Raw genomic sequence first — 25,225 nt, forward strand, 5'->3', positions numbered from 1 at the left:
CGGTCGTTCGCGGGGCGACAGTGGGTGCCCGGGTCCGCGACGGCCAGCGTCAGTCCTGCCCGCGCAGGACCGCCCCGACGGTCCGCAACCATTCGGTGACCGAGGACGGGTCGGTTCTGTCGCACCGGCCTGACGCGGCGGCGATGGCGGAGGCCATCCGCTCCACCCGTTGCGGGTTGCTGATCATCCCGGCCTTGGTGATCAGGTTGCGGAGTGCGTCAGCGTTGAACCCGATGACCTTGCCGATCACCTCATCGGTTGACACGGCGTTGGCACCGGTGGCCGGTTTGTCGGTGTCGGGGGTCATGGCACCGATGACGATGAGGAGGCGGCGAAGGTCCCGACGGCAGCCGAAGTCACGCATGGCGTGCGAGGTGTCCGCGGCGATCCTCGGAGCGCCCGCGACGGGTGGTGAGATCGGTTGGGCGACGGGGGTGTCGGTCAGGTCGACGTCAAGGAGTGCGGCGACTGCCGACCAATCGTCGGTGAGTCCGGCGCTCATTGCCTGGCCGCCTGTGACTGCTGGCCCGAGGCGATGCCATGCCTGACGAGGGCTGTGCGTGCCATCTTTAGTGCTCCTTCTCACGTGCGTCGACCACCTGGACTGGTACCCCAGCGGGGATGCCCATGGCCTGACGGGACTGCCTGGGGATCGTGGTGGGCCACACCGTCGAAACCGTCGAGCGCCACGACGAACGGCATATCCCGCCGTTCGTAGTGGTCGACGCGTCGAAGGAGTCGGCGAGCCTGCGGTGCCGCACTCGCGGGTCGATCGACCCGATCACAGCAACCCCTCGAGTTCTGCGGCGAAGCCGGCCATCAACGTCGGGGCGGACGCCCGGCCCTGGCGGACGGGCAGTGCGGCGCTGTCGGGTCCATCGGTGGCCGCCGAGAGGTCGGGAACTGCGGACGGAAGGTCGGCTATCAGGTCCATCAGTGGCCCATCGACGGTCGGTGGGACGTAGTCCTCGGCCACCTCGCCGCGCTTCACCTGCTGATTGACCCTGGTGAAAGCGGGCTCCGGTGGCGGGAGCCGACCACCGGTCTTGGCTGTCGGTTCGGGCTCCGGTTCGACGGGCACGAAGTCGTCGACGAACCCGGAGAGCTGGCTCTGGCTCGGCTCAGCAGGTGGCCGGAGACTCGTGGACCAACCGATGTCCTCGCGGTCGCCCCGGCCGAACAGGCTGAGCAGCCCCCGCTTTCTGGTCTGCGACTGCTCCTCCGGGGACGATGGGGCCGGGATGGGTTCCCGGGGGCGTTCCGCAGCGGAAGGCGGCACGGGCGCGTCGCCTTGCGCCAAGTCGAGGTCGTGGTCGTGCAGCCCCGCTACGGCCAGCAGATCGGGGCCGATGTCGATCTGCACCGTGTCCCCGTTGGTGTGGGCCGTGACGCAGGCGGCTGCGGCCAGCGCCGACTCGGCCGACTCGACCGGCACTGGCGTGACGACGGCCATGACCGCACCGTCGGGGGTCGAGGCGGCGGTGATGGTCATCGGTGCGGTGCCGTGACGTTCGGCGAGCCGCCCGATGAGCCGCGCCAGTGGCCGGGCCCGGCAGCCGTCAACGCTGATCAGCGGTGACGCGTCGATCCGGACCGCAGCGAGATCGTCGACGCCGGACAACCCCACCCTGATCACGTCCATGATCGCCATCGGTGCGGGGTCGTTGCCCAGGGCCGGTTGGCCAGCGATGGCCAAGGCGTCCTCCGCCGCGCCTGCTGCCCTGGCAACAGCCGCGTCTGCTGCGTAGAGAAGACGGAGCCTGCCGGGGTCCCCCTCAACGCTCTGGGCGTCAGACAACGCGTCAAGGGCAGCCTCGACGTGGCCGAGGAGCAGCGACGCCACGGCTGGGACCTGCGGCGTGTCGGCCGGGGAGCGCAGGACCGCCAGCCCGATGAGGGCGGCAGACACCACGGCCAAGGCGGCCCCAAGCGGTGGCACGACCAGGACGACGGGCGCAGCCGTCACCGACAGACATGCGGCTGCGATCAGCAGGAATCGGGGCGGGAGGTTCATCATCACGTTGGAAGAGGCCATTCAGACCGTCGGAGGCGCACCGCGTCCCGGGGTCACCGTGACACCCGTTCGTGCAGGCGGAGCGACTCGGCGGCCACGGCAACCGCCGGCATGGCGGCCACGAGGGTCCTTCTGGCCCACTCGCCGGACAAGGGAACCCGTCCGTCGGGGCCGTGAGCGAGTTGCAGCGCCTGGATGCCGTCGGCCTTGACACGGATGGCTGCGGTCCTGCGACCGGCCCCGTCGGCCATGTCGGTGTGGAAGGCCACAGACTCGATCGGCCCCCCGATCCCGAAGGCCCGGGTGACCGCCCGATACCAGGCCTCTGCGGAGAGGTGCCCGTCGTCGAGCTGGAACACGGTGAGGGCGGCACGTTCGGGCGAGCCGGGACGCGTCAGGTGCACCCAGTTGTGCTGGCCGTTCAACCTCCGGCCGGACAGGAACTCGGCGAAGTAGTCGTGGGCGTGGCGCAGGTGCCAGTCCAGACCGATCTCAACAGGAATCATCCGCCTTCTCCTTCCACGGGTGCGCGAACGGCTCATCCGTCCCAGTGCTCGTCCTAGACCGTCGGAGGCAACGGCCGGATCTGCACCTGCTCTCAGAACGGGTCGCCGTCGTCGGGTTCCGACTCGGGGGCCGGTGGCGTGAACGCAGCTGGCGTGTCGGTCCGTGTCGGACTGGCGGTGGCGAATCGAAGGTCGGGGCCGACCGCGTCGGCCTCGATCTTCTTCGTGCGGACCTCGGTGCCATCCGCCCGTGTGTAGGAGTCATCGACGGTCCGGCCGATCACGATGACCCGGTCGCCGGTCTTCAAACTGGCGGCGACATGCTCGCCCAGGCTTCGCCAGGCGTCGACATCCCAGAAGCACTTGGTCTCCCGGTCGCCACGCTTCTCGTTGACCGCGACCCTGAGCCGTGCGACGGCCACGCCGCCCTGCGTGTACTGCAGGGTGACGTCACCGGTGAGGTTGCCGATGATCGTGAGGATGTTGGTCTCGTAGGCCACGGCAGGTGATGGTCGGCCCACGCCGCAATCCACGCCCCCGGGGGAACTTTCCTCGGAGGGTCCTGCCGATGTCTACTCCCACCATGACCACCGATGCCGTGCGCCTCCTGATCCGCTTCGCCAATCCGGAAAAGACGGGCACCGGAGCGGAAACGACGTGGGCCAAGGCTGTCGAGGGCGGCTGGAAGATCGATCATCCCCTCTGGTACAGCCGGTCGGTCAACTACGGCGACGTCGTCCGCGCCGTCCGTCGTGGCGATGAGCTCGTGGTGGCCGCACTGGTCAAGAGGGGTGGGTGGGCGACCGCACGGGTTGTGTTCGCCACCGAAGCGCAGGCCGAGGAGGTCATGCGCCGCCTGCGGTTCGACCACAACGCCATCGCCGAGTCCTACGGGCACGGCCAGTGGGCCGTGTCGGTGCCCGCCGCCGCACGCCTGACCGCCGAGGCGGCCATCCTCCGAGCCGACGGCAGCGTGGACTGGATCACGGGTCCCAACAGCCGCTCAGAGCCGCTGGATTTCACCCCGTCGGACTGAGCAGCCGCTCAGAACAGGCCGGCTGGGGTTCTGCTCATCCGTTTCCGGATGGTGTCGACTGCCTCTTCGTATCTGAGGCGGGCCGTGCCCGTCGCGAGGCCTATCCGGTCGGCGATCTCGTGCCAGGTCGCCTCATGTCCCCCGTCCAACCCGAGCCGCATCACCAACGCGATCCTGCATTCGTCATCGAGGCCTTCGGCGGCCTCCTGAATCTGTTCGAGAAGTTGGGCTGATTCCACGTCCTCGTCGTGACTGGGGGTGCCAAGGGGCGCGGACACGTCCAAGCCAGACATCCGGGTCGCGGTCAGGATCGCGGTGATCGTTCGTTCCGACACCCCGTCGGCAATGGAGTCCTTGCACGCCTTCATGACTTCGGGCCCGAGTTCGGCGGCGAGAGGGTTGGCATCCAGGACGGCTCGCTGCGCACGCCGGATCCGAGGTTCGATCTTCCGGTCCCAAGCCGACAGGGGGGTGTCGGCCGCGTTGTTGCGTGCCTCTGCAACGACACGGACGATGTTCTTGTACGCCCAGGAGGAGAACTTCCCGGCCCCGATCTGGTAGCTGTCGATCGCCTCGAGCAGCCCGAGACGTCCTGCTTGAACGTACTCCTCCATCAGGTCCTGCCGTCCGCCGGCCCACTTCCGGGCAATGCTGACGACCAGCGCAGTGTGAAGGCTGCACAGGTCGGCCTTGCACTGGTCCACCGCCACAGCAAGACGAACGACCATGCGTCGTTCCGGACCCTGGAAGTCAGTGATCTCCGAACGCGGCGGCAGATTGGCTTCGTACTCCCTCTGCGCCTCGAGGCGAGCACGAAGGTCAGCGAGACGCTGGAGCGTCTCATCCGAGCGTGCGGTCAGCTCCTCGATGGACATGCGGTCGGACACGGCGGGATCACTTTCTGTCAGCGGACATTTCTCTCCGTCACACTGATATTCGACACTACGCGTCTACGCTCCTGCTAACTAGTCCCCAAAAATTTGCAGCTCGGGGCTAGTGGCCGACCCAAAATCAGGCCGCCTGCAGGGCCGAGGGCTGCATGGTCGCCTTCGATCCGTCGTGTCCCCGGGTCACAAGGATCCGGTGCGGGATGCGTTCGGTCAGTTCCCGGACGTGACTGATGATGCCGACCTGCTTGCCCGACTGACCGAGTTCCTCGATGGCCACGGCGACGGTGTCCAGGGTGTCGGCGTCCAACGTCCCGAACCCCTCATCGAGGATCAACGCCTCGATCTTGGTTCCCTGCGTGGAGTGGGCGGCCACGTGGTCCGACAGTGCCAGCGCCAGTGCCAGCGCGGTCAGGAACGTCTCCCCACCCGACAGCGACTTGGCCGTGCGGACGCTGTCGGCGTTGACGTGGTCGATCACAGCGAACTCACCGGCATCATCGGTCGTCAGGGAGTACTGGCCGCCCGACAGTTCTTTCAGCCGGGCCGACGCGGTGACGACAAGACGGGCGACGACCCGGTCGATCAGCCACCGTTCGAAGCCCTTGGACGCCAGCAGGTCGCCGACCTCCTTGGTGAGCTCGACGTCTGACTGGGCGTCGGTGACCTCCTCACGGAGCGCCTCCGCCCGTTCGGCGTCGGCGCGCAGTCGGGCGATCCGTCCGGCCGCGTCGGTCCGCACACGCGACACCGCAGCGGCGGGGTCCTCCTTGATGTCGGTGCGCAGGTGGATGCCGATCGCGGAAAGGTCCTCGACCAGGCGCTGGCGACGGGCCCGGTACTCCTGGCTGACCTTGTCGATCTTGGCCTCCGCAGCCGCCTTGGTGGCGGTCAGCACAGGCATGATCTCGCCCGCCCAGTCCAACAGCATCTTCCAGTCCGCCCCAAGGTCTTCGCGCGCCAGGGCAGGGGCACCCAGTCGAGACACGGTGTCGCGTGCGGCGTCGATGGCCTTCCAAGCCGAGGCCAGTGACTCGTTGAGCGTCTCGGCGTCCGACCGGGCCCTGTCCAGGGCCGCGTCGGCCTGCCTGACCCGGCCGCGAGCGGCCTCCCACTGCTGCTGGGCGGCACGGCGTTCGGTGAGCGCCGCAGACAGCGCGCCGGGGTCGTCGCGAAGCGGCGCCGGGATGGCTTCCTCCGCTTCGGCCACGTCTGTCTTGGCCCGCATCGCCTCGTCCCGCGCGGCCGTCAGCCGCGCCCCGAGCGCCGCGTGTTCACGGACCTTGGTGTCCCGGCCGGCGCTGGCGGCCTTCCGTGCCTGCTCCGCGTCGGCCAGCAACTTGGCCGCAGCCGCGATCTCGTCGTCGGCGGGCACCGCGGGGTCGGTGTCCAACGGCCGCTGGCAGGTCGGGCAGTCATCCCCCGCGTGCAGTCCCGCAAGGAGCCGGTGGGCGTGACCGGTGGCCCGGAGCACCTCGTGGGCCTCACGGGCCTCCACCACGACCCGTTCGGCCTCATCCAACGCCATCTGGGCGTTGTCGGCTTCCTGCGCGGCTGTCTCGGCCTTTCCCTTGAGCGCCACGCCCTGTTCGACCATCCGCTGGTAGCCGGCCCGCAGATCCACGACCCGCTGCATGCGGTCCAGCGCCGGCATGCCTGCAAGGGCGCTCTCCAGCGCATCGGAGGCCGCCACGGCCTCCCGTCGGGCCTTGTCGGCCACACCGATCCGGTCCTTGGCAGCAGCGGCTTCGGCCGCGAGTGTGCCGACACCGGCGGGGATGGCGAGGGCGGCGACTGCGTCAACGTCAGCGGTCGCGGTGTCCCGCTCCTGCGCGGCCACGGTGCCGCGCGCCTTGATGGCGTCCAGGTCATCGGCGGCCTCGGCAAGCAGGCCGTCGGCGGCCTCGTAGCCCTTGATCTCGGCGTGGACCGCCTTGATCGCCTCCGGCGTGGCCCCTTCCAGCGGCTCCAAGCGGGCGTGGGCGATGTCAACGCGGCCCTGCGCGGCCTTGTTGCGGACACGGGCGGCGGAGCCCATGACCCGGTAGATGTCGACACCGAGGATCTCCACGAGCAGGTCGGCGCGTTCCTTCCCGGTGGACCGGAGGAACTCCGCGAACGCCCCCTGCGGCAGCACCACGACCTTGCAGAACTGGTCGAAGTCGAGCCCCAGGATCTCACCGACCCGGTCGGTGACGCTGCGGGGACTGGCAGCCTCGACCTTGCCGCTGCCGTCCTCACGCACCCGTTCGAGGCGGGCTTCCTTGGTGTTGGCCGACGTCTTCGTGCGGGCCAGCACGCGGACGGCCCGCCAGACGGTGTCACCGACGGAGAACTCCAGCGCCACGAACCCGGTGCCGCAGGACTGCGACAGCAACGGGGAGACCTGCCGGGCGTCGTAGCGGTGGGCACGGCCGTACAGTGCGAACGTGATGGCGTCGATCACCGAGCTCTTGCCGGCACCGGTGCGTCCTTCGAGGGCGAACAGGTCGACGTCGGTGAGGTCGATGACGGTCCGGTCGGTGAACGACGCGAACCCTTCCATGGTGATGCGGAGCGGACGCATGACTGCGGGGTCCTTCCGTTGGTGGGGGGTGAGCTGCGGTCAGGAGGCCTGGGCGAGGTCGGCGGGCTCGTCACCGGCGGAGGTGACCTCGTCGTAGAGTTCGCCGAACAGCTTGACGACGCGCGGGTCCTCGATGCCCCGTTCGGTGCAGAACTCGGTGAACAGGTCAATGGGGTTGGCGTCGGCGTCGTCGAGGACGTCGCTGCCGGCATCGACGTCGACGTCAGCGTCCCGTGGCCGGATGTCGATGGCATCGGGGATGCGGTCGCGGACCTCCTCGGCCAGTCCGGCCCGGCGGGGTTCGTCCAGCAGGACGCGGAACCACGCACCGGGGCCGTCCGGGTCAGCCCACTTGGCCGCCTGCGCCTCGCACTCGGTGAGCGTGCCCTTGAGGGTCACCATTCTGCGGCCGCCCTTGATCGGCACGGCCCTGACCGCTGCGGCCTTCCCCGGTTCGACCTCCACGATCGACACCGACTTGTCGTCGGGGGTGTCGGAGAAGTCCAGATGCATCGGGGCGCCGCAGTAGCGGACCGGGGTCTTGGCCGACAGGTCCTGGGCGTGGTGGACGTGGCCGAGGGCGACGTACTGCGCCGATGCCGGGAACACGGTGGAGTCCACGCAGTAGTCGAAGACCGTGTGGGCCTTCCGTTCGCCGCCGCCAAGGACCACCTGGCCGGTCTTGTCGACCACGGTCAGGTGGGCGGTCATGACGTTGACTTCGCCCTCGACGAACTTGCCGGACAGCGCCCGCAGGATCCGGCCGAGCCGGTCGCTGTAGGCCGACGCGTTGGCGTCGCGGTCGTAGTCCATCAGGTCGTCTGCGGACACGATCCCGCGCTGGGACAGCCAAGGAACCAGCGCAACGTTGGCCGGTCCCGACTTGGTTTCCACCCGGATCGTGCCGCCCTTGGACGGCGCGACGACGGAGGCGGCGACGGTGACGTTGGCGAGGTCCAGGAGGCCGCGGACGGCACCCCATTTCCCGGGGTGGTCGTGGTTGCCCGCGATCACCACGACGGGGCAGTGGCGAGCGATCCGCTGCAGCGTCGAGTAGACGAGACGTTCGGCCTCGGGTGCCGGGTTCTTGGTGTCGAACACGTCGCCGGCGACGATGACGAGGTCGGCGTCCTCGGATTCCACCAGGTCGGCGATCTCGGTCAGCACAGCAACGTACTCATCGAAACGGGAGGCACCCCGGAGCAGCTTCCCGACGTGCCAGTCGCTGGTGTGGAGGATCTTCATCGCGGCGCCTTCTGCATCGTACTCATGTGCTCATTGATCGAGCAGTTGGGTTGATGCCTCAAGTATGGATGGGGGGTGCGACATCCGTGATCGGGATGCCGTGTACCCGGCCATTCCGTCTGGCCCCGGGCTGCCGCAGGCGAACTGGGCGTCGCCTACAAGTGCTCAGAAGGGGTCGGTGGCGTGTGGCCGCCGAGACGCTCGGTCCGCGTCATGGCAGCGGGGGCAGGCGCAGTCGTCGTCGTAGGTGTGCGGGTGCGGGATGCCGTGCCGGTCGCGCCAGCCTGCGTAGGCCATGTCCCTCCGGATGGCCACCTCTGGGTCCTCCACCTGCGTGGCGAGCAGGAAGGCTCCTGGTGCACTTTCGGCACGTTCGCGCCAAGACACCGAACCAGTGCGACTGCGCTCGTTCCGGTACGCCTCCGCTGGGCCTTCCCCGGACTCCGATGCTTGCCGGGCAGCAGTGTCGATCAGTCGCTCTGCTGTCCTGCGTTCGGACCCGGATCGTCCGTACCAGGGCACGTCCATGACGGCGGCATCGATCAGTTCGTGCCGTCCAACCGGTCCCTTCTGACGAATGAACTTCGACGCTGCCGCGGCGACACGACGGTCTCGGCGGTCTGAGCTGGTCATGGCGACGCTCTCAAGCCGGCTGGCAACCCCCAACAACCATGCGGCTGCGTCCGGTTCGGCGTGGAGAGCGATCTTGGCGCGGAGTGCGACCATCAGGTGGTCGGTCCCCGTGGGGTCACTGGCCGCGCCCCGAACATCGGGCGTGAACCCGATGCGGGGATCGGCGGCAAGAACCGCTTGGACGTCTCCGGCTGTGGGCGGCCGGTCCTCCGCGAGGAGTCGTGCGGCACGGATCGACGCCTCGGCCCTCTCCAGGACCGACCGGACGAACAGGGCCCGGTTCAGGCAGTCGCACAGCGTCTCGGCGGTGGCGTCCCAAGCAGTGGTGCTGCTGGACCTGTGATTTGTCCCGGACGAGCGGCAGTGGGGGGCGTGACGACGTCCCGGCCTCGGGCCCCTCAGGTCCTCGGTTCGCGACACGAGCGTTGGCTCGAACCAATAGGGCTCGGCCTCGAGGCTGTTCATCGGACGGAGCGGCCCGACGGCCAGACCAATCTCGGCGTCGACGTCGGAGGCCCCGTGGGCTGTCCCGGCTTCCAGCAGTTCATCGATTGCGATGCGGGCCTCGCGCAGGCGACGGTCGACTGCGGTCTGTGGTGTCTCGTCTGCCGATCGGGCCGAGAACGGGTCCGAGGCGGACGCGACCTGGTGGCCGTGGTGCCAGGCGACTACGGCGTCCATGGTGTGGTGGCGGCCGCAGTCGCCTGTGGTCGAGGGGTGTCCGCAGGGCGAACCAGCGGCGGTCTCCCGCCGGCAACTCATCGCAACCAAGTCAGTAGGTCCTCCCGTGTGGTCATTCCCCGGAGGTACAGGCTTTCACAGGTCCGCAGCGCCGTGCCGATCGCCGGCCCTCGCAATCCGGCCGTCATCGCGTCGTGGCCGTTGACGGGCAGCGGGGCCCGCCAGACGTCGGCGTCCTTCCGCGCTTGGGCCACGGACGGGTGGAGGCCGCTGCGGTCCGCCCGTGCGATCCGGGCTGCCGCGTCAAGTTCGGCGTCGGAGTAGGTCCGGACCAGCCGCCGGGCCTCGATGTCGGGTTCGCTGCCAGGGTGGCCGTGGATGCGTTCCTCGCCGCGCACATCGGGCGAGTACCGGTCGGCGACCTTGGCCAGACGGGCGATCCGGACAGCCGCGTCGACCTGCTCGTGGGGCCACTTGGCCCGCTTCAGGATGGAGCCGATGGCCTTGGGGTCGGGCCCGGACAGCTTGATCATGAAGGCAAGACGGTCGGCGGGTTCGTCGCACCGGTCCATCCCGGATGCGGTCTGCTGCATGCCGGCCATCACCGACACCCCGGGGAACAGCCGGTAGAGACAGCCCAGGGAATGGGCGCCACGGATCGCCCGTGACATGGCCGCCGGGTGGGGCGACACGAGGATCTTCTGGGCCTCCGCAACGATCCGCTCGTCCGACACGATGCCTAGACGCCCGTCGGCCACGGTCTGCTTGGCCGCCGCCCGCGTGTCGGGGTCGGGCCGCCAGCCGCGCTGGGCGGAGAACCGGATGGCTCGGATGACCCGCAGCGGGTCCTCGGCGAACCGTTCCGTCGGGTCCCCCACCGCGCGCAGCACCCCGGCGTGCAGGTCGGCCGCACCGCCGAACGGGTCGACGAGGTCGCCCGACATCAGGTCGACGGCCATCGCGTTGACGGTGAAGTCGCGGCGCTCGAGGTCCTCCACCAAGTCGGAGGCGGTCCTTGTGGTGGGCTTGCGGGAGCCCTCGTCGTCGTAGGTCTCGGTGCGATACCGGGTGATCTCCACGTCCGGCATCCCCTTGCGGCAGAGCCGGACCATCCCGAAGGACACGCCCTCAAGGGTCAGGCTGCCCAGGGGGTCCAGCAGACGCCTGATCGTGTCGGTGTCGGCGGGGGTGGTGAGGTCCAGGTCGTTGCCGGGGGTGCCGGTCCGGATGAGGTCGCGGACGCAGCCGCCGACGGCGTGCAGCGGGATGTCCTCCGCGTCGAACGCGGCGATGACGTCGAGGAGGGCGGGGTGGCCGGTCAGGACCGACACGTCCGGCCCGTTGCCGGCCGGGCTGAGGAACGGGTCGGTCCCGGAACCGCCGGCGACCACTGGTGCGACGGGCACGACAGCGGGGGATGCGCTTGTTCCGTGGTCCGGACAGCGTCCGGCCACGAGTGGGCGTTGGCAGGCGGTGCCGTTCCGGGTCGTTGATCCGCAGGTCGTCATGGTTCTCCCATTCCTCTTGCGGACGCCCGGGGTGCCGTCAACGGACAAACGTCGCGGCCCACAAACGGCTGTGCCCCCGCAGGACTGCGAAGGGGCACAGCTCGGTGTCCCTGGCTGGCCAGCCAGCGATCCGGTCGATGGCAGCAGCCAACGGTCGGACCGCCTCGCCGAGGCAGCCCGCCCTGTGGCGGCGGGGCTGGTTGGCGGAACACCGGACTGCTTCAGGTGGTGTCGCGGGTGATCGGCGGATGAAGAGTGGTGCCCTTGCCCGCCCGGTACAGCTTGGTGGGCCGTCCGGAGCCGTCCTTGTTCGCCGGCCGGGTCTCCCCGGTTTCCTCAACGAACCCGTCGGCGGCCAGCACCTTGCGGCGGAAGGCCGAGTAGCCGGGCGCGTGGCCCCACAGTGCCTCGTAGACGTCGGAGAGGTCGGTGAGCGTGAACGTCTCGCCGGCAAGGGAGGCGGCCAGACCGGTGTATTCGATCTTGGCCCGCGCCCGTTCCATCCCGTCAGCCACGACGGTCGCGTGGTCAAACGCCCAACCGTCGGTATCGGGCTCGGTCCACTCCCCCATCGGCGGGTCGCCCGGATCGGGCACGAGTGCGACATGGGCGACGGACACGACACGCATCCGGGGGTCCCGGTCGGGAGCGCTGTAGGTGGCAAGTTGTTCGAGGTGGCCGACGCCGAGGGCAATCCCGGCCTTGACGGTCAGGGCCCGCAACGCGGTCGCCTCGGCGTCCTCGTCGGGTGCGATGAAGGTGCCGGGCAGCGCACGCCGTCCCGCATGCGGGTTACCGTCGCGCTTGTGCGCCAGCACCATCGCCTTGCCGTCCCTGACGGTGATGACGACGACGTCGGCGGTGACGGCGAAGGGCGGGTAGTCGGTCGGGTCGTAGCAGGTGTCGGTCATCGGGTGCTCCGTCGTGACGGGTGGCGGTCGGCCAGTTCGGCCTCCCAGGTGCCGCGGGTGAGCAGTTTCGGTGCCCCGGCACGCGCCAGGTAGTCCTTGGGGTGCCGGAGCCTGGGAAACGCGTCGGTGACCCCGCCGCGCGCCGCTTCCGTGATGGTCTCGACAACGTTGGCCATGGGTCCTCGGCGCGATTTCGGGTAGCCCTTCAACTCCATGGAGGCCTCGATGGCCCCGGCTGCCCAGGCGAGCAGCGCCCGCTGCTGGTAGACCTCGTCGAGTGCGCGTCCGTAGAGGTGGGCGAGCCACTGGGGGTTCATCGCGTCGATGTCGTCGGAACCGTCGATGGGGATGCCGGTGACCTCGGTGTAGAGGCGGGCGAGGTTGTCGGTGGTCATGTCGTCTCCGGTGGTGCTGCTCATCGCGTCGGGGCGGGTTCGGTGATGGTCGGGTCTGCGGCGACGTCGTGAGCCACGGTCCGCAGGTAGATGTCGATGGTGGCCGCTCCGGGGTCGTCCACGGGGAGTCGGACTGCATCGAATCCGACGTCGCCCCTGTTGGGGTCGATGACGCCGCCGAACAGGTCGGCTGTCATGCCCCAGGCAGCCCAACGGTCGGTGTCGTCGGCGTCCAGCATGGCCCTGATGGCGTTGAGGTGGGCGACGATGAGGAGCTCGGGGTCGGTACCACCACCCATCGGACTGATCACTTGCCGCAGCCCGGTCGGCAACGCGGTGCCGTCGGCGGTCCTGAGCACCCAGAGTGCTCCGAGCCCGGCCCGGTCGGGGTCGGCGGGGACCAGTTCCGGGGTGCCCTCCACGAGGCCGTCGGGCGGCAGGGCATCGAACATGCCGGGCGGCAGGGGCCTGTCACCGAGGTCGTCGCACACCCGGCGGGCACGGTGGGCGAACGCGAACACGGTGCCCAGGATGTTGGCGTCGCGGATGGTGACGGTCCGGCCGGTGTCGCGGCTGGCGACGGCCCATTCGAGCCCGAGGCGCAGGAGGGTCCTCCATGCGGTGCGGGCGGTGCGCCTGGCCCGGCCGGTCGTCGCAGGGGCGGAAAGCAGCGCACCGTGTTCGGTGGCGAGCGACACCATGTAGGCGTCGAGCAGCTCGATGTGTTCGGTGAACAGCCAGTCGATGGGGGTGCCTGCCGGCGTCGCTGCGACCAGGGCTGGAAGGGTGACGCGCCGGACTCCCCGATCGGTGGTGACCGTCCAGGACCATCCCCGGACAATGTCGTGTTCGTCGAACAGTCGGGCTTGCGGGTTGCTGCCGGTGAAGGATCGATCGGTCATGCGAGCGCCCGCGCAATGGGGAGGCGCCGGTCGGACCCGAAGGCACGGGAGGTGATCTTGGGACCGGGAGCGGCTTGTCGGCGCTTGTACTCGGCCAGTTCGATCATCCGGACGGTCCGTGCGGCCCGTTCGGCATCGCAGATTCCGGCCGTGGCGATCGTGGCGGCGTTCATGTCGGCGTCGACGTGTGCGAGAACGATGCGGTCCAGGGTCGGGTAGTCACCGAGGGTGTCCTCGTCGGACTGGTCAGCAGACAGCTCTGCCGAAGCGGGCCGGGTGATCGACCGGTCGGGGATGACGGTGCCGCCCGGTTGGCGGTTGCGCCATCGGGCGAGGGCGTACACGAGGGTCTTTGGCAGGTCCTTGAGGACGGCGAACCCACCCGCCATGTCGCCGTACAGGGTGGCGTAGCCGACGGCGTACTCCGACTTGTTGCCGGTGGTGACCAGAAGGCGCCCGGTGTCGTTGGAGACCGCCATCAGCACCATCCCGCGGGCGCGCGCCTGCAGGTTCTCGGCGGTGACGGGGTTGGCGAACCGGGTTCCGTTCCGGGATGCCACAACGTCTCGCAGGGCACCGGTGGCGGCTTCGGCGATCCCGCCTATCGGTGCGGTGGCGAAGTCGGCGGCGAGGTTGCCGGCGAGGGCTTCGGCGTCCTCGGCCGACATGGGTGAGGAGTGGGGGCCCGGCATGGTGACGCCGAGCAGGTTGTGTCCGCCGAGTGCGTCGGCGACGACGGCTGCGGTGACGGCGGAATCGATGCCGCCGGACAGTCCGACGACGGCCCGGTCGAACCCCGTCTTCGCGGCGTAGTCGCGGGTGGCGGTCACCAGTGCCGCCCACACCTGGGCGAGGGCGGTGTCGGCCATCAGGTCGGCGTCGAAGGCGACCGGGTCGATCGGACCCTGCCCGCACGGCTCGGGCAGGCCGAACGGCTGCCGTTGCACGAGGTGGCCACCGGGGGTGGCGGCGATGCAGTGGCCGTCGAAGACCACGTCGTCCTGTCCGCCCTCGAGGTTGGCGTACACGACGGGCACACCTGCGGCGACGGCGGCTGCCGATACCAGGCCGACACGCACCTGGTCCTTGCCGACCTCGTAGGGGCTGGCGTTGGGGATGCACACGACGTCGACGACTCCGGTGCCCTCCACCCCTTCGACCCACTGTCCGGTCCACAGGTCCTCGCAGACGGCAAGGCCGATCGCCAGGCTGCGGGTGTCATCGAGCTGGACGGTCGCCACCGGTGTGTTCCCGCGGGCCGATGCCGCACCCGGCAGGAACACCCGTGTTTCATCGAATGTCCCGTAGGTCGGCAGCGACCGCTTGGCGTAGCCGCCGACCACGCGTCCGTGGAGCAGCACAACGGCGACGTTGGCCGCCAACCGGGCTCCGCCGGCGTCGGCCGGGACGCCGACCGCGGCTCCGTGGGGAAGGTCGTCGGCCGGGGCGGGCGCGCCCAGTACGACAGCGACCCCCGGTGCGACTGCGTCGAGGCGGACGGCGAGGTTGCGGACTGCCTGCCAGGCCTGCGTGACGAAGTCGGGTCGGAGCAGCAGGTCCTGTGGCGGGTATCCGCAGATCGCCAGTTCCCCGAGGACGACGACGTCGGCGTCACCGCATGCCGCGACGGCATCGATGATCCGGTTGGTGTTCCCGGCCAGGTCGCCGAGGACGGGGTTGATGGCCGCAGCGGTCACGACGACACCGGGACCGGTCGTGACGGTGGCGGACGGCAATGCGGCGTCGATGGTGGTCATCGGTTCTCCGTCTGGTCGGTCAGGTCGAGGTCGTCCTGCGGGGCGTCGGTGTTGATGATCAGGTAGGGCATGCCGCCCGGTAGTACGTGCCACATGGGGCGTGGCAGCGCGAAGGTGACCATGCCTGCGGCGATGCCAAGTGCGAGGAGCATCCCGACGGTTGCGTGGGTGTCGCACCACTGCCGGCCGTTGCGGTCCGTGCAGGCGTTGAGGAACGACCAGCCGCCACCGCCGGCGGCGTGGAAGTCGTCGGGCAGTTCGTTGAGCATCGCGGCGATCTCGTTGCGATGCTCGGCGACCCGGTCGTCGTGGAAGTGGTCGAGACGCAGTCCCTCCACCGGGGTGGTGCCGCCTTCGCAGTCGTTGAAGAGTTCTGCGACGCGGGCGGCGGTCAGCGCGGTCATGCGGGCACCTGCCAGCCGTGCAGGTCGCCGCGGCCGTCAAGGGCGATCAAGCCTGCGCGCACGGTCGGGATGACGGATGCAGCGACGGGCGTGACGGCCTCTTCGACGTCCAGCCAGAAGGCACGGGAGTCCTGCGCGGACCCACCGGCTGGCCAGCCATGCCAGGTGCCGTCGCGGAGTGCGGCGGCGATGTAGCGGGCACGGTCCTCATCGACCCTGCGGGCGACCCAGTCGGCCGGGGCGCTGTCGGTCTCGGCGGCCATCCACTGTTGGGCGATCCGTGGCGTGTCGGCGCGGAGGACGGCGGCGGTGCCGGCGTGGTCATCGACGTAGAAGGCCTTGGTGTCTGCGGTCATGTCTGCTCCCGTGTGCGGGGTGCCCACCACCGGGTGCGGCGGGCGGTTTCGGCTGCCGTGTCTGCTCAACGCATGAGTGCCCCGTCGGTGGGCCGCACCCAGACGTACTCCACCCGGCCGTCAGCCAGGTAGTCGGCGTCGGCGGTCATGACGACGGCGTCGCGCAGGCCGCGCAGGTCGACGCGGCCGTCGTCGCCGTACAGGTACTCGGTGCGGATGTTGCCGTTGCCGGGGTCGATCCCGAGCTCGACGTGGACCAGTTCGCCGTCGGACTCGCGCAGCATGACCGCGACCGACACAACGTGGAGCGGGTTGACCTGTGCGGCCAGCGCGACCGGGTCGAGGTCGTCGCTGACGTCCCCCGGGGTGGTGTTGCAGATGGTGACGCCGGCGGCGGCCATGTCGGCTTCGGCGGCGGTCGTGACCTCGCCGCCGATGGCGGCGGTGAGGGGCCGGATCACGGTGGCGGCCAGGCCGGCGTTCGCGGCGGAGATGGCGGTGGCGGCCACGCAGACGTCGTAGGCGATCCCGACCACGTCGACGGCGGTGATGCCGCGAACGGCGAGCCAGTCGCCGAGCAGGGTGCCGGACTCGCCCCAGGGGGTGTCGGCGGCGAGGATGCCGTCGAACCCGGTGTAGGAGGCGTCGGTCTGGCCCTTGAGGAACGTCGGGGTGCCGTCGGGCAGCCGCAGTTCGGGTGTGAACTCGCTGCCGGCGGTGCCGGCCATGCAGTGGACCGGCCAGATGCCGTTGGCGATGTCGATCGGGTCGTCGGCGGTCGCGGGGAAGTGGTTGTGGGTGTCGGGGGTGTGCCAGTCCTTGGTCGCTGCGATCGCGACGTAGCGGCCGGACTCGGCTGCCAGGTAGCGGGTGATCGCGGTGGCGGCTTCACGTCCGCCGTCAACGGCGAGGCGTCCGCCCTCGACGAAGTCGACCTGGGTGTCAACGATGATCAGTGCGCGGGTCATGAAGGTCTCCGTGGCTTGTCAGCGGGTGGCGGGGGTGGCCGGCCGGGGCTGGGTGTAGTGGGCGTACATCTGGTCGACGGCGTCGAGGCGGTCGGTGGCGGTTCCGCCGTAGAACCGGCGGCACATCTCCTCCACGAACCGGTCCCGGCCGAGGCGGCGCATCAGGTACTTGATGCGCAGGGTCCTGTCGGTGGGCATGGGGTCTCCTATCGGGGTTCGGTGACGATGGTGAGGACGGTGGGGGTGCCGGGGTGGACGGCGAGGGCGTCGTCGCGCAGTTCGGCGATCGCGGCGGCGTTGACGGTGCGGGCGTCGGCCACGGTCGAGCGGTCCGTGCGGCTGCCATCCCACAGCTCCACGATCAGGTTGCGCAGTTCGCCGCCGACGCACTGCGGCGTCGCGTTGCCCATTGGGGTGGCGACGTGCTCGATGGCGGCGTGGCCGTGGGCGGTGGTTTCGCGCCACGCCCGCTTGCGTCCGCCGACCGTGCGCTTGCCTTCGGCCTCCTTGGACACCGGCCGCATCCCGTTGGTGTCGGCGATCTCGACGAGCTTGTAGACGAAACCGGGTGCGGTGAGGCCCGACACGACCTTGGTGCCGATCCCGTAGCCGTCGATGGGGGCGTCGGTGAGGGTGGCGATGGTGTGCTCGTCGAGGTCGCCGGAGACGACGATGCGGGTGGTGGTGGCACCTGCCTCGTCGAGGATGCGGCGGCACCGCTTGGACTCGAGGGCCAGGTCGCCGGAGTCGATGCGGATGGCACCGGGACCTGTGCGGCCCGCGCGGCGGGCGGCGGCGATGGCCTCGCGGGTGCCCGTCTCGATGTCGTAGGTGTCGATCAGCAGGGTGGTGTCGACGCCGAGCGCGGCGATCTGGGCGTCGAAGGTGGCGGCTTCGGTGCGGTGGGCGAGGGTCCAGGCGTGGGCGGCGGTGCCGACGGCCTTGATGCCGTAGGCGCGTGCGGCGGCGAGGTTGGAGGTGGCGTCGAACCCGGCGATGGCGGTGGCGCGTGCGGCGGCGACGGCGGCGTCCTCGTGGGTGCGCCGTGACCCCATTTCGATGACGGTGCGGGTGCCGGCGGCGGCGCGGATGCGTGCGGCCTTGGTGGCCACGGCGGAGTCGTGGTTGAGGACCGACAGGATGAGGGTTTCGAGGAGGACGGCTTCGCCGAAGCGGCCGGAGACGGTGAGGACCGGGCTGTTGGGGAAGTACAGCTCGCCTTCGCGGTAGCCGGTGATCCGGCCGGTGAAGGTCCAGTCGTCACCAATCCACTCGCGAGTGGCGGGGTCGATGATGCCGGTGTCGAGGAGCCAGTCGAGGGTGTCGGTGTCGAGGCGGTAGTCCTCGATGGCGTCGAGGAGTCGGCCGGTGCCGGCGAGGACGCCGTAGCGGTTGCCGTTGCGGAGGCTGCGGGCGAACACCTCGAAGGTGGCGGCCTTGTCGGCGGTGCCGTCGGCCACGGCGCTGCGGAGCATCGTGAACTCGTACATGTCGGTGTTGAGTGCGGTGGTCACGTGTCGTCTCGACTCTCTCCGTCGGTTGTTTCGCTGTGAGTGTATCAGATTGAGATATTGACGCAAGGCCTTGTGGCGCATCGAGTTGAGTGCTACGATTACTAGCAGGACGTACGGCATGCGAGGCCGCCGCCCCGCCACGACCAGCACAAGAACAGGACACGCCTTGACCGCCACCACCGCAGTCCCCTCCCCCACCGAGATCGTCACGGACCGGGCGGCGTTCGACATCGCCTCCGCCGTCGCCCTGGACGCCGCCGACGCCTACTACGGCGGCAACGTCTCCCCCCTGGACGACGCCGCCTACGACGCCACCGTGGAAGCCATCGCCAAGGCCGTACAGACCAACGGCTGGCCCGCGCCTCCGGGCCTGCTCGACGAGGTCGCTGCCGGCACCAACGCCGGCGACATCGTCCACCCCCGCCGCATGCTGTCGCTGGCCAAGGCCACCACCGCAGAGGAGATCGACAAGTGGTGGGACCGCCACCGCCCCACCGAGGGCGTCATCGTCACCCCAAAGATGGACGGGTCCAGCGCTCGAGCCAGGTTCGTGCCGGTCGGCGACGGCACCGCCCGACTGGACGCGGTCGTGTCGCGTGGCAACGGCGAGGCAGGCGAGGCCTACGCCAACCACGACGAGATCACCAACCTCCCCCAGACCGTTCCCATGCCCCCCGGCATCACCGGCCCCTTCGACATCGTCGGCGAGGTCTACATGGACGCCGCCGCCTTCGACGCCGCCAACGACGCTCGCCGCACCAAGGGCAAGGCCCCGTTCGTCAACCCGCGCAACTGCATCGCCGGGATGCTGCGCCGCGACAAGTCCGAGGCCGAGCACGACTACGACGGACGCCTCACCTTCGCCGCCTACGACTACTACGGCGAGACTCCCGGCGACGATGACGGCGACTCCTACCACGACCGTCTCACCACCCTCGCCACCATGGGCGTCCCGACCGTCGCCACGGTCACCGACGGCCCGGTGCTGGCCAACGACCCCACCGACGCCATGGCCCTGATCGACCGGATCGGCGGCCTGCGCGACACCCTCGACTTCGAGATCGACGGCGCCGTCTGCCGGGTCCGCAGCAACGACGACGCCACCCGGATCGGCGACCGGTCCGACGGCAAGGTCCCCAACTACGCCGTGGCGTTCAAGTACCCGGCGCAGGCCCGCCGCACCACGATCATGGACATCTCCTACGACGGCATCGGCAGGACCGGCCTGATCACCCCCGTCGCCCGCGTCGCCCCCGTCGAGGTGTCCGGTGTGACCGTGTCCAACGTCACCCTGCACAACGTCAACGAGGCAGTCCGTCTCGGGGTCGCGATCGGCTGCGAGGTCGAGATCGCCCGCATGGGCGACGTCATCCCCAAGGTCGTGTCGGTCCTCCCCCACGACCTGCCGCCCTGGCAGGCCCCCACCGCCTGCCCCAACTGCGGGTCCGACGACATCGACAAGTCCGAGCTGCGGTGGCGCTGCACCAACCCCGACTGCTCCACCCTTGCCGCGCTGACCTACGCCGTCTCCCGCGACGCCCTCGACGCCGACGGGGTGTCGGGCAAGGTCATCGAAGCGCTGATGGCCGCCGGGAAGGTGTCCGACCTCGCCGACCTGTACCGGCTCACCGCCGCTGACGTCGCCGGACTCGACGGCTGGGGGACCACCTCGGGCGAGCAGATAGTCGCCGCCATCGACGCGACCCGGAACCGGCCGCTGAACCGCTTCCTCACCGCCCTCGGCGTCCGCATGACGGGCCGCACCATGTGCCGCCGGATCGCCAACCACTACGGGACGCTGGACGCCCTGCTGGACGTCATCACCAACGGGTCGCCCGCCGACCTGACCGTCGTCGACGGCGTCGGCGACACCAAGGCCCAGCACATCTTCGACGGGTTCCGCAGCCGTCTGGACCTCATCGCCGACCTCCGCTCCCTCGGCGTCGAACCGACCGGCGCGACCGTCCAGGCGTCCGCCGATGACCCCATCGTCGGCAAGACCATCGTGGTCTCCGGGGCGGTCCCCGGTATGTCGCGAACCGAGGTCAAGGAGATGATCGAGTCACGGGGCGGCAAGGCCTCCTCATCGGTGTCGAAGAACACCTCGCTGGTGGTCGTGGAGCACGGCAGCACCAGCAGCAAGGCCAAGAAGGCCGCTGACCTGGGCATCCCCACCATGGACCCGGCCGACTTCGCCGCGATCCTCTCCACCTAACCGCGTGGCCGACCTGCTCGAGGTCCTCGCGGAATCGTGGGGTCAGTTCAGGAAGGTCTCGTAGGCAGCGTCGGCGTAGGCGGCGGCCATCACGATGTGGGTGTGCGCGGACTTGAGCCGTTCGACCTTGTCGGTGTCGGTCAGTCCGGAGGCACCGGCGAGGGACTTCTGGGCGTCCCCGAGGTGCCCGAGGGCTGCGTCGGCGCACTTGGAGGGTCCGAGATCGCTCATGGCCTGGTAGTCGAACTCGGGATCGTCGACGTGATCGGCGTCCATGGCAGCAAGGGCGTTGGCCACGTGCTGCTGTGCAACGTTGAGCACGCCAACGGTGGCCTTGACCCTTGGTGCGGAGCTGAATGCGTGCATCCGCGATCGTGCGTCGCGGATTGCCGCTGAGGCGGCCTTGCGAGAAGCCCTGACTCCCGGCACGGCGGCGTATTCCTCGTCGCTCAGGCCCTTGGTGATCGTGTCCTTGGCGGTGCTGAACAGCTTCACGGCCGCATGGGCGCGGCCGTGGGCCGTGGCGAGCCGTGCGGACCGCTCGTCGGCGGTCACGCTCATCAGGTCGGTTGCCGACTCGATGCCCTTGACCGCTTTTGTCATCTGTCGGAGGCCTTCGACGTAGGCGTCCTTGCCGGTCAGTCCTTCCGGGATCTCGGGGTCGTCGGTGGGGCCGACATACCCGCCGGTGTCGGTGGCGCGGAGGTCGGAGATGGTGGCGGCCAGTTCCGCCGCGGCGGCGTCGCCGCGGGTGGCGTGGCCCTTGAGCTGCCAGACAGCAAGGCCCTTGGTGTGCCACATCGGGGCCAGGGCCACTCGGGCCCCGGTGTAGGCGCGGTCCTTGGTGGTGCGAAACGCCGCCGGTACCTCCACCGTGCCTGTGCTGGCCGGTGTGTGGGTGGTGTCGGCCATTGGTTGCGGCGTGTGGAACGGGTCACTGACGGCGGCGTGCTGCGCCGTCTTGTGCGTTGCGATCGAGGCCTTCAGCGCTGCCATCAGATCCGGTGCGGTGTGGGTGGCACCACAGGGTCCGCCGGGGGTGGCGACGGTGTTCTTGCAGTGACCGCCGGTCGCGGTCGGCTTTCCGCACAGGTAGCCGGCCATCAGGCGGTCACCTCGTTGTGGTCGGGGTGGTCGACGTAGGTGTCGAGCACGTTGATCGCGTGGCGGGTGTGGTCGTAGGCCTGCCGCAACCGCATGGCATCGGCTTCGGCGTAGGCGGCCGTGCCGTCGTGGATCGTGCCGTCCGGGTTGGTGCCATCAGCGGCGTTCAGCTGCATGGTCAGCAGCTCGCTGATGGCCTTGGAGTGCTCCTTGTAGTCGGTGAGCAGTTGCGGCGGGTCGCCGGTGGGCACCACGAGGGGCTCTTCACCACCGACGGGTTCGCCGTAGCCGGCGAGGGCGTTGACGAGGTGGGTGCGGACCTGCCGGAGCCGTTCGGATGCGGCGGCGGCGTTGTGCCGTCCGCCAATCCGTCCGTTCTCCGTCCAGGCGGTCTTGACGGCCTTGGCGGCCTGTGCCCGGTGCACGTCGGGTGCCTGCGGGTCGAGGTTGTGGCCGGCGATGGCGACTGCCTCGGTGTCCTGCGCGGCGAAGTCGTAGAGCTTGTGGGCGGCCAGGGCGTAGGACTGGGCGGAGGACAGCAGGTCGGCCCGTTCTGCCGGGTCGGTCTGGTCCTTGGCGCGGCCGGCCTTGCGCATGGCCCGCTGCATGTAGGTGGCGGCGGTGTCGCCCATCTGCCGGGCCGACATCGTCTCGGCCATCTCGGTGACGGGGAGGACTGGGGCGGGGTTGTCATTGGGGGCCACCGGGTCCTCCTTGCGCCACATCTCGATGGTCTTGTGGGCTTCTGCGGCGATGAACTTGCCGCGCGTGTTGCGGTCGGCGAACTGGGGGGCGGTCATCCCCTTGGAGGATCGGCCAAGCGCGGCGGCGCGGGCCGCGAGAACGCGGAGGTTCCCCATGCGGACGGCGACGTTGTGGGCGGCCTGGGTGGCGGCGGGGTCGTGGAAGGGGTCCGCGGCCGCAGCTGCGGCGGCATCGTTGCCGGCGGCCCACGCCTTGAGGCCGGCACCGAGGCCGCCCACAGCGTTGTGGGAGGCCCCGCAGGGCGCACCGGGGGTGGCCGTGGTGTTCTGGCAGGGGCCGCCACCGAGGGTCGGCTTGCCGCATGGGTAGGACATCATCGGCTCCTTGCTGGCTGGACGGGACGGCCCTTGGGTGCGGACAGCGACGCGGATCGGGCGGCGAGGATCCGGGCGAACATCTGGGCCTCGTTGGCCGCCAACGTTGCGTTGATCCGGACGCCGAGGGTTCCGTGGCGCGGTTCGACCACGATCTCGGCGCGTGTGTCGTCCCCGAAGTCCACCCGTGTGGTGTCGCCGGTGGTCACGGCTGGCCGTTGGTGGACGCTGTTGTCCATCAGGTCAGCCGGGCTGTCGGCCCCATGGGTCTCGCCATAGCGGGCAAACAGTTCCGAGGCGGCGATCTCGATGCGTGAGGCGAGGTCGAGCACCTCGTCGGGGCCAAGGGTGCTGTTGGTCTTCACCCCAAGTGTCCCGTGGCGTGGCTCGAGGTCGATCCGGGCCGCCGCACGATCGTGGTAGTCGATACGGATCCGGTCGCCGTTGCGGCGCAGCTCGGGACTGGGCAGGCCCACCTGGGCGGCCCCGGCAAACGGGTCAGCTGCCGTGATGCCGGTGAGGTCCAGGCCAGCGGTGGCGATGACAGCCACCGAGGCCCGGTGGTCCGCGCCGCAGTTGCGACCGGGGGTCACGTCACGGTTGCATGGCGGTCCAGCTTTGGTGGGTTGGTGGCACTTGCCCATTGGTCTGCTCCGGCGGTTCGGGAGTGGTTGCTCCCGTCATTCCGCCCGGCAGCCGGACCGGTGTCCCCGGGGTCAGGGCGCGATGACCCGTTTCCGTCGAACCAGGGCGTCGCAGCGGCCGCTGACCCGTTCCCACACCCGTCGCAGGCCGGGGTGGAGGTTGAGGTGGCGGCCCTCGTCGGCGTCGACCCACCGGAGCGTGTTGATCTCGTCCCGGTCGACGCCGGCGGCCACCACAGGGACGGCCGCACGGGTGATTGCGATGACGGTGTGGAAGGTCCAGCCGTTGTGCTGGGTGTCGGTGATGACCGACACGACCCCGTGTGCCGGCAAGGAGCCGATTTCCTCACGGGCCTCCCGGAGCGCGCAGCCGATGGGCGATTCTCCCTGGCGCATGCCGCCGGCAGGGATCGACCAGGACAGCGGGAAGGACCGGTTGGAGTTGCGGCGGGCAAGCAGCATCCGGGCGTGGTCGCCGTCGGTGGCGACCAGCAGAAGGCCTGCGGCACCGAATGGGAGTGGGGCGGACATGGTCGTCATGGTCGGCGAAAGCCCAGCGGGTGTGTCCTGCGGTTCGTTCACGCGATGCGGAGTTGATGGTTGACCGGCGGGTTCCGGTTGAGGTGGGTGTAGGCCGCCGTGGTGGCGGTGCGTCCGCGGGGTGTCCGGTCGATCAGGCCCTTGCGGATGAGGAACGGTTCAACGGAGTCCTCGATGGTGTCGGGCGATTCACCAACGGCGGTGGCGAGCGTCTTGAGTCCGAGGGGACGGCCGGCGTAGGTGCCGGTGAGGACGTCGAGGACGCGGGTGGAGATCTTGTCCAGCCCGATGCTGTCGATGCCGAACAGCGCCAGTCCGCCGGCGAGGGTGGCGGCGTCGATGGTGCCGTTGCCTTGGACCTGGGCGTAGTCGCGGACGCGGCGGAGCAGCCGATTGGCGATCCTGGGGGTCCCACGGGACCGGCATCCCAGTTCGGCGGCGGCCTGGTCGGTGATGTCGGTGCCGAGCAGCCGGGCGGACCGGGCGATGATCCCGGCAAGGGTGTCGTCGTCGTAGAACTCGAAGTTGAGCTCCAACCCGAACCGGTCCAGCAACGGCGCCGAAAGCAGACCGGACCGGGTCGTTGCGGCCACGAGGGTGAAGGGGGGCAGCGGCAGCCGCAGCGACTTGGCGTCGGGACCGTCGCCGATCACGATGTCGACGACGAAGTCCTCCATCGCCGGGTAGAGGATCTCCTCCAGCACACGGGGGAGCCGGTGGACCTCATCGATGAACAGCACGTCACCGGGTTCGCGCGACGTCAGCAGCGCAACGAGGTCGCCGGGCTTCTCAAGCGACGGTGCACTGGTCGACTTGAACGCCGTCCCGACTCCCATCTCGTGGGCGACGATCTGGGCGAGGGTGGTCTTGCCGAGCCCCGGCGGGCCGCTGAACAGCAGATGCGGGGCGGGTTCGCCGCGCTGCAACGCCGCTTGGAGCACCACCGCAAGCTGTTCGGTCGACTGGGGCTGTCCGGCGAAGTCAGAGAGCCGTTGGGGACGCAACGCCACATCGGTGCCGTCGTCGGGCAGTTCAGCGGCGCTGGTCAGCTCATCCATCACCGCTGATGGTCACCTGCGGGTGCGACACCCGTCGCGACCCGGGAAGCGGGTTCGAGTCCCACCTCCCCAGCAATGGCCCTTCACAGCCGACCACTGGCGCGGTGGAGAAGGAAGATCTCGCCGAACTCTATGTCGGAGGTCGCCGGTGATTCCGGTCCGCGCCACATCCCCGCCGCCTAGGGACAAGGACAACTTTCCGAGGTCACCCAACTGGTAGGGCAGCGCCCTGCTACGACGTACCGGTGCGGGTTCGATCCCACGCTCGGTGCCAATCGAGTGGTGATAACGACCGATGGAGG

25 protein-coding genes and 1 tRNA gene are annotated in these 25,225 nt (G+C 69.7%); 3 read left to right on the forward strand and 23 right to left on the reverse strand.

All coding sequences use genetic code 11. The features are described from left to right. Window positions 1-49 precede the first annotated feature (49 nt). The 4 genes from DVS28_RS26735 to DVS28_RS26755 form a co-directional block, all read right to left on the reverse strand. Window positions 50-502 (reverse strand): hypothetical protein, encoded by a 453-nt coding sequence (locus DVS28_RS26735; RefSeq protein ID WP_114594707.1) that lies wholly within the window; start codon window positions 500-502, stop codon window positions 50-52. A 279-nt stretch (window positions 503-781) separates the two neighbouring features. Further along, window positions 782-2,035, reverse strand: coding sequence for a hypothetical protein (locus DVS28_RS26745; RefSeq protein ID WP_164711149.1), 1,254 nt, complete (start codon window positions 2,033-2,035; stop codon window positions 782-784). A 32-nt stretch (window positions 2,036-2,067) separates the two neighbouring features. Beyond that, entirely contained in the window at window positions 2,068-2,520 is a 453-nt protein-coding gene (locus DVS28_RS26750; protein ID WP_114594710.1) for a hypothetical protein, read from the reverse strand. A gap of 92 nt (window positions 2,521-2,612) precedes the next feature. Then, window positions 2,613-3,041, reverse strand: a complete 429-nt coding sequence (locus DVS28_RS26755) for a single-stranded DNA-binding protein (RefSeq protein ID WP_164711150.1) — start codon at window positions 3,039-3,041, stop codon at window positions 2,613-2,615. A gap of 47 nt (window positions 3,042-3,088) precedes the next feature. On the opposite strand from DVS28_RS26755, the gene DVS28_RS26760 reads away from it, so the two are divergent. Further along, on the forward strand, window positions 3,089-3,556 hold the full coding sequence (locus tag DVS28_RS26760; protein WP_216826626.1) for a DUF4265 domain-containing protein: 468 nt from the start codon (window positions 3,089-3,091) through the stop codon (window positions 3,554-3,556). A gap of 8 nt (window positions 3,557-3,564) precedes the next feature. Here DVS28_RS26760 and DVS28_RS26765 read toward each other — a convergent pair whose 3' ends face one another. The 14 genes from DVS28_RS26765 to DVS28_RS26830 form a co-directional block, all read right to left on the reverse strand. Continuing rightward, window positions 3,565-4,443: a sigma-70 family RNA polymerase sigma factor gene (locus tag DVS28_RS26765; protein WP_114594713.1), complete on the reverse strand. Its 879-nt coding sequence runs from the start codon at window positions 4,441-4,443 to the stop codon at window positions 3,565-3,567. A 124-nt stretch (window positions 4,444-4,567) separates the two neighbouring features. Then, the gene (locus tag DVS28_RS26770) at window positions 4,568-7,009 is read right to left on the reverse strand and encodes an AAA family ATPase (protein WP_114594714.1); all 2,442 of its coding nucleotides are present in this window, start codon (window positions 7,007-7,009) and stop codon (window positions 4,568-4,570) included. Window positions 7,010-7,048: 39 nt separating this feature from the next. Then, on the reverse strand, window positions 7,049-8,254 hold the full coding sequence (locus DVS28_RS26775; protein ID WP_114594715.1) for an exonuclease SbcCD subunit D: 1,206 nt from the start codon (window positions 8,252-8,254) through the stop codon (window positions 7,049-7,051). Window positions 8,255-8,419: 165 nt separating this feature from the next. After that, window positions 8,420-8,569, reverse strand: a complete 150-nt coding sequence (locus DVS28_RS28920) for a hypothetical protein (RefSeq protein ID WP_164711152.1) — start codon at window positions 8,567-8,569, stop codon at window positions 8,420-8,422. Window positions 8,570-9,645: 1,076 nt separating this feature from the next. After that, window positions 9,646-10,974, reverse strand: coding sequence for a CCA tRNA nucleotidyltransferase (locus DVS28_RS26785; protein ID WP_164711153.1), 1,329 nt, complete (start codon window positions 10,972-10,974; stop codon window positions 9,646-9,648). 323 nt (window positions 10,975-11,297) lie between these two features. After that, on the reverse strand, window positions 11,298-11,987 hold the full coding sequence (locus tag DVS28_RS26790) for an NUDIX hydrolase (protein WP_114594718.1): 690 nt from the start codon (window positions 11,985-11,987) through the stop codon (window positions 11,298-11,300). Continuing rightward, window positions 11,984-12,406 carry a hypothetical protein gene (locus DVS28_RS26795; protein ID WP_114594719.1) on the reverse strand — a complete coding sequence of 141 codons (423 nt, stop codon included), beginning with the start codon at window positions 12,404-12,406 and terminating at the stop codon, window positions 11,984-11,986. Before DVS28_RS26795 ends, DVS28_RS26790 begins: the two co-directional genes overlap by 4 nt. Further along, window positions 12,403-13,284, reverse strand: coding sequence for a hypothetical protein (locus tag DVS28_RS26800; protein WP_114594720.1), 882 nt, complete (start codon window positions 13,282-13,284; stop codon window positions 12,403-12,405). The genes DVS28_RS26795 and DVS28_RS26800 overlap by 4 nt, the downstream gene beginning before the upstream one ends. Beyond that, on the reverse strand, window positions 13,281-15,041 hold the full coding sequence (locus tag DVS28_RS26805; protein WP_114594721.1) for an NAD+ synthase: 1,761 nt from the start codon (window positions 15,039-15,041) through the stop codon (window positions 13,281-13,283). Before DVS28_RS26805 ends, DVS28_RS26800 begins: the two co-directional genes overlap by 4 nt. Next, entirely contained in the window at window positions 15,038-15,445 is a 408-nt protein-coding gene (locus DVS28_RS26810) for a hypothetical protein (protein ID WP_114594722.1), read from the reverse strand. The genes DVS28_RS26805 and DVS28_RS26810 overlap by 4 nt, the downstream gene beginning before the upstream one ends. Next, entirely contained in the window at window positions 15,442-15,801 is a 360-nt protein-coding gene (locus DVS28_RS26815) for a hypothetical protein (RefSeq protein WP_114594723.1), read from the reverse strand. The genes DVS28_RS26810 and DVS28_RS26815 overlap by 4 nt, the downstream gene beginning before the upstream one ends. Before the next feature lie 65 nt (window positions 15,802-15,866). Further along, window positions 15,867-16,769, reverse strand: a complete 903-nt coding sequence (locus tag DVS28_RS26820) for an isochorismatase family protein (protein WP_114594724.1) — start codon at window positions 16,767-16,769, stop codon at window positions 15,867-15,869. Between the two features lie 18 nt (window positions 16,770-16,787). Beyond that, on the reverse strand, window positions 16,788-16,967 hold the full coding sequence (locus DVS28_RS26825) for a hypothetical protein (protein WP_114594725.1): 180 nt from the start codon (window positions 16,965-16,967) through the stop codon (window positions 16,788-16,790). Window positions 16,968-16,975: 8 nt separating this feature from the next. Further along, window positions 16,976-18,364 carry a nicotinate phosphoribosyltransferase gene (locus DVS28_RS26830; protein ID WP_114594726.1) on the reverse strand — a complete coding sequence of 463 codons (1,389 nt, stop codon included), beginning with the start codon at window positions 18,362-18,364 and terminating at the stop codon, window positions 16,976-16,978. An 85-nt stretch (window positions 18,365-18,449) separates the two neighbouring features. On the opposite strand from DVS28_RS26830, the gene ligA reads away from it, so the two are divergent. Further along, window positions 18,450-20,498, forward strand: coding sequence for an NAD-dependent DNA ligase LigA (gene ligA / locus DVS28_RS26835; protein ID WP_164711154.1), 2,049 nt, complete (start codon window positions 18,450-18,452; stop codon window positions 20,496-20,498). Window positions 20,499-20,540: 42 nt separating this feature from the next. On the opposite strand, the gene DVS28_RS26840 is transcribed toward ligA, so the two are convergent. From DVS28_RS26840 to ruvB, 5 genes are all read right to left on the reverse strand, one after another. Beyond that, window positions 20,541-21,602 (reverse strand): hypothetical protein, encoded by a 1,062-nt coding sequence (locus tag DVS28_RS26840; protein ID WP_114594728.1) that lies wholly within the window; start codon window positions 21,600-21,602, stop codon window positions 20,541-20,543. Then, window positions 21,602-22,681: a hypothetical protein gene (locus DVS28_RS26845; RefSeq protein WP_114594729.1), complete on the reverse strand. Its 1,080-nt coding sequence runs from the start codon at window positions 22,679-22,681 to the stop codon at window positions 21,602-21,604. The genes DVS28_RS26840 and DVS28_RS26845 overlap by 1 nt, the downstream gene beginning before the upstream one ends. Continuing rightward, a complete protein-coding gene (locus tag DVS28_RS26850) occupies window positions 22,681-23,274 on the reverse strand; it encodes a hypothetical protein (RefSeq protein WP_114594730.1) in 594 nt (197 codons plus the stop codon). Before DVS28_RS26850 ends, DVS28_RS26845 begins: the two co-directional genes overlap by 1 nt. A 123-nt stretch (window positions 23,275-23,397) precedes the next feature. After that, window positions 23,398-23,856: an NUDIX domain-containing protein gene (locus DVS28_RS26855; RefSeq protein WP_164711156.1), complete on the reverse strand. Its 459-nt coding sequence runs from the start codon at window positions 23,854-23,856 to the stop codon at window positions 23,398-23,400. 47 nt (window positions 23,857-23,903) lie between these two features. After that, window positions 23,904-24,923, reverse strand: a complete 1,020-nt coding sequence (ruvB, locus tag DVS28_RS26860; protein ID WP_114594732.1) for a Holliday junction branch migration DNA helicase RuvB — start codon at window positions 24,921-24,923, stop codon at window positions 23,904-23,906. 98 nt (window positions 24,924-25,021) lie between these two features. On the opposite strand from ruvB, the gene DVS28_RS28925 reads away from it, so the two are divergent. Next, a tRNA-OTHER gene (locus tag DVS28_RS28925) sits at window positions 25,022-25,090 on the forward strand. The last annotated feature ends 135 nt before the right edge of the window (window positions 25,091-25,225 follow it).

Source organism: Euzebya pacifica, from assembly GCF_003344865.1.
Taxonomy (GTDB): domain Bacteria; phylum Actinomycetota; class Nitriliruptoria; order Euzebyales; family Euzebyaceae; genus Euzebya; species Euzebya pacifica.

What these genes read in the sequence shown, in the direction of transcription:
- DVS28_RS26735 (WP_114594707.1), bottom strand. Translation starts at nt 502, where the DNA reads ATGAGCGCCGGACTCACCGACGATTGGTCGGCAGTCGCCGCACTCCTT.
- DVS28_RS26745 (WP_164711149.1), bottom strand. Translation starts at nt 2,035, where the DNA reads ATGGCCTCTTCCAACGTGATGATGAACCTCCCGCCCCGATTCCTGCTG.
- DVS28_RS26750 (WP_114594710.1), bottom strand. Translation starts at nt 2,520, where the DNA reads ATGATTCCTGTTGAGATCGGTCTGGACTGGCACCTGCGCCACGCCCAC.
- DVS28_RS26760 (WP_216826626.1), top strand. Translation starts at nt 3,089, where the DNA reads ATGTCTACTCCCACCATGACCACCGATGCCGTGCGCCTCCTGATCCGC.
- DVS28_RS26770 (WP_114594714.1), bottom strand. Translation starts at nt 7,009, where the DNA reads ATGCGTCCGCTCCGCATCACCATGGAAGGGTTCGCGTCGTTCACCGAC.
- DVS28_RS26775 (WP_114594715.1), bottom strand. Translation starts at nt 8,254, where the DNA reads ATGAAGATCCTCCACACCAGCGACTGGCACGTCGGGAAGCTGCTCCGG.
- DVS28_RS26790 (WP_114594718.1), bottom strand. Translation starts at nt 11,987, where the DNA reads ATGACCGACACCTGCTACGACCCGACCGACTACCCGCCCTTCGCCGTC.
- DVS28_RS26795 (WP_114594719.1), bottom strand. Translation starts at nt 12,406, where the DNA reads ATGAGCAGCACCACCGGAGACGACATGACCACCGACAACCTCGCCCGC.
- DVS28_RS26800 (WP_114594720.1), bottom strand. Translation starts at nt 13,284, where the DNA reads ATGACCGATCGATCCTTCACCGGCAGCAACCCGCAAGCCCGACTGTTC.
- DVS28_RS26805 (WP_114594721.1), bottom strand. Translation starts at nt 15,041, where the DNA reads ATGACCACCATCGACGCCGCATTGCCGTCCGCCACCGTCACGACCGGT.
- DVS28_RS26810 (WP_114594722.1), bottom strand. Translation starts at nt 15,445, where the DNA reads ATGACCGCGCTGACCGCCGCCCGCGTCGCAGAACTCTTCAACGACTGC.
- DVS28_RS26815 (WP_114594723.1), bottom strand. Translation starts at nt 15,801, where the DNA reads ATGACCGCAGACACCAAGGCCTTCTACGTCGATGACCACGCCGGCACC.
- DVS28_RS26820 (WP_114594724.1), bottom strand. Translation starts at nt 16,769, where the DNA reads ATGACCCGCGCACTGATCATCGTTGACACCCAGGTCGACTTCGTCGAG.
- DVS28_RS26825 (WP_114594725.1), bottom strand. Translation starts at nt 16,967, where the DNA reads ATGCCCACCGACAGGACCCTGCGCATCAAGTACCTGATGCGCCGCCTC.
- DVS28_RS26830 (WP_114594726.1), bottom strand. Translation starts at nt 18,364, where the DNA reads ATGCGCCACAAGGCCTTGCGTCAATATCTCAATCTGATACACTCACAG.
- DVS28_RS26840 (WP_114594728.1), bottom strand. Translation starts at nt 21,602, where the DNA reads ATGGCCGGCTACCTGTGCGGAAAGCCGACCGCGACCGGCGGTCACTGC.
- DVS28_RS26845 (WP_114594729.1), bottom strand. Translation starts at nt 22,681, where the DNA reads ATGTCCTACCCATGCGGCAAGCCGACCCTCGGTGGCGGCCCCTGCCAG.
- DVS28_RS26855 (WP_164711156.1), bottom strand. Translation starts at nt 23,856, where the DNA reads ATGTCCGCCCCACTCCCATTCGGTGCCGCAGGCCTTCTGCTGGTCGCC.
- ruvB (WP_114594732.1), bottom strand. Translation starts at nt 24,923, where the DNA reads ATGGATGAGCTGACCAGCGCCGCTGAACTGCCCGACGACGGCACCGAT.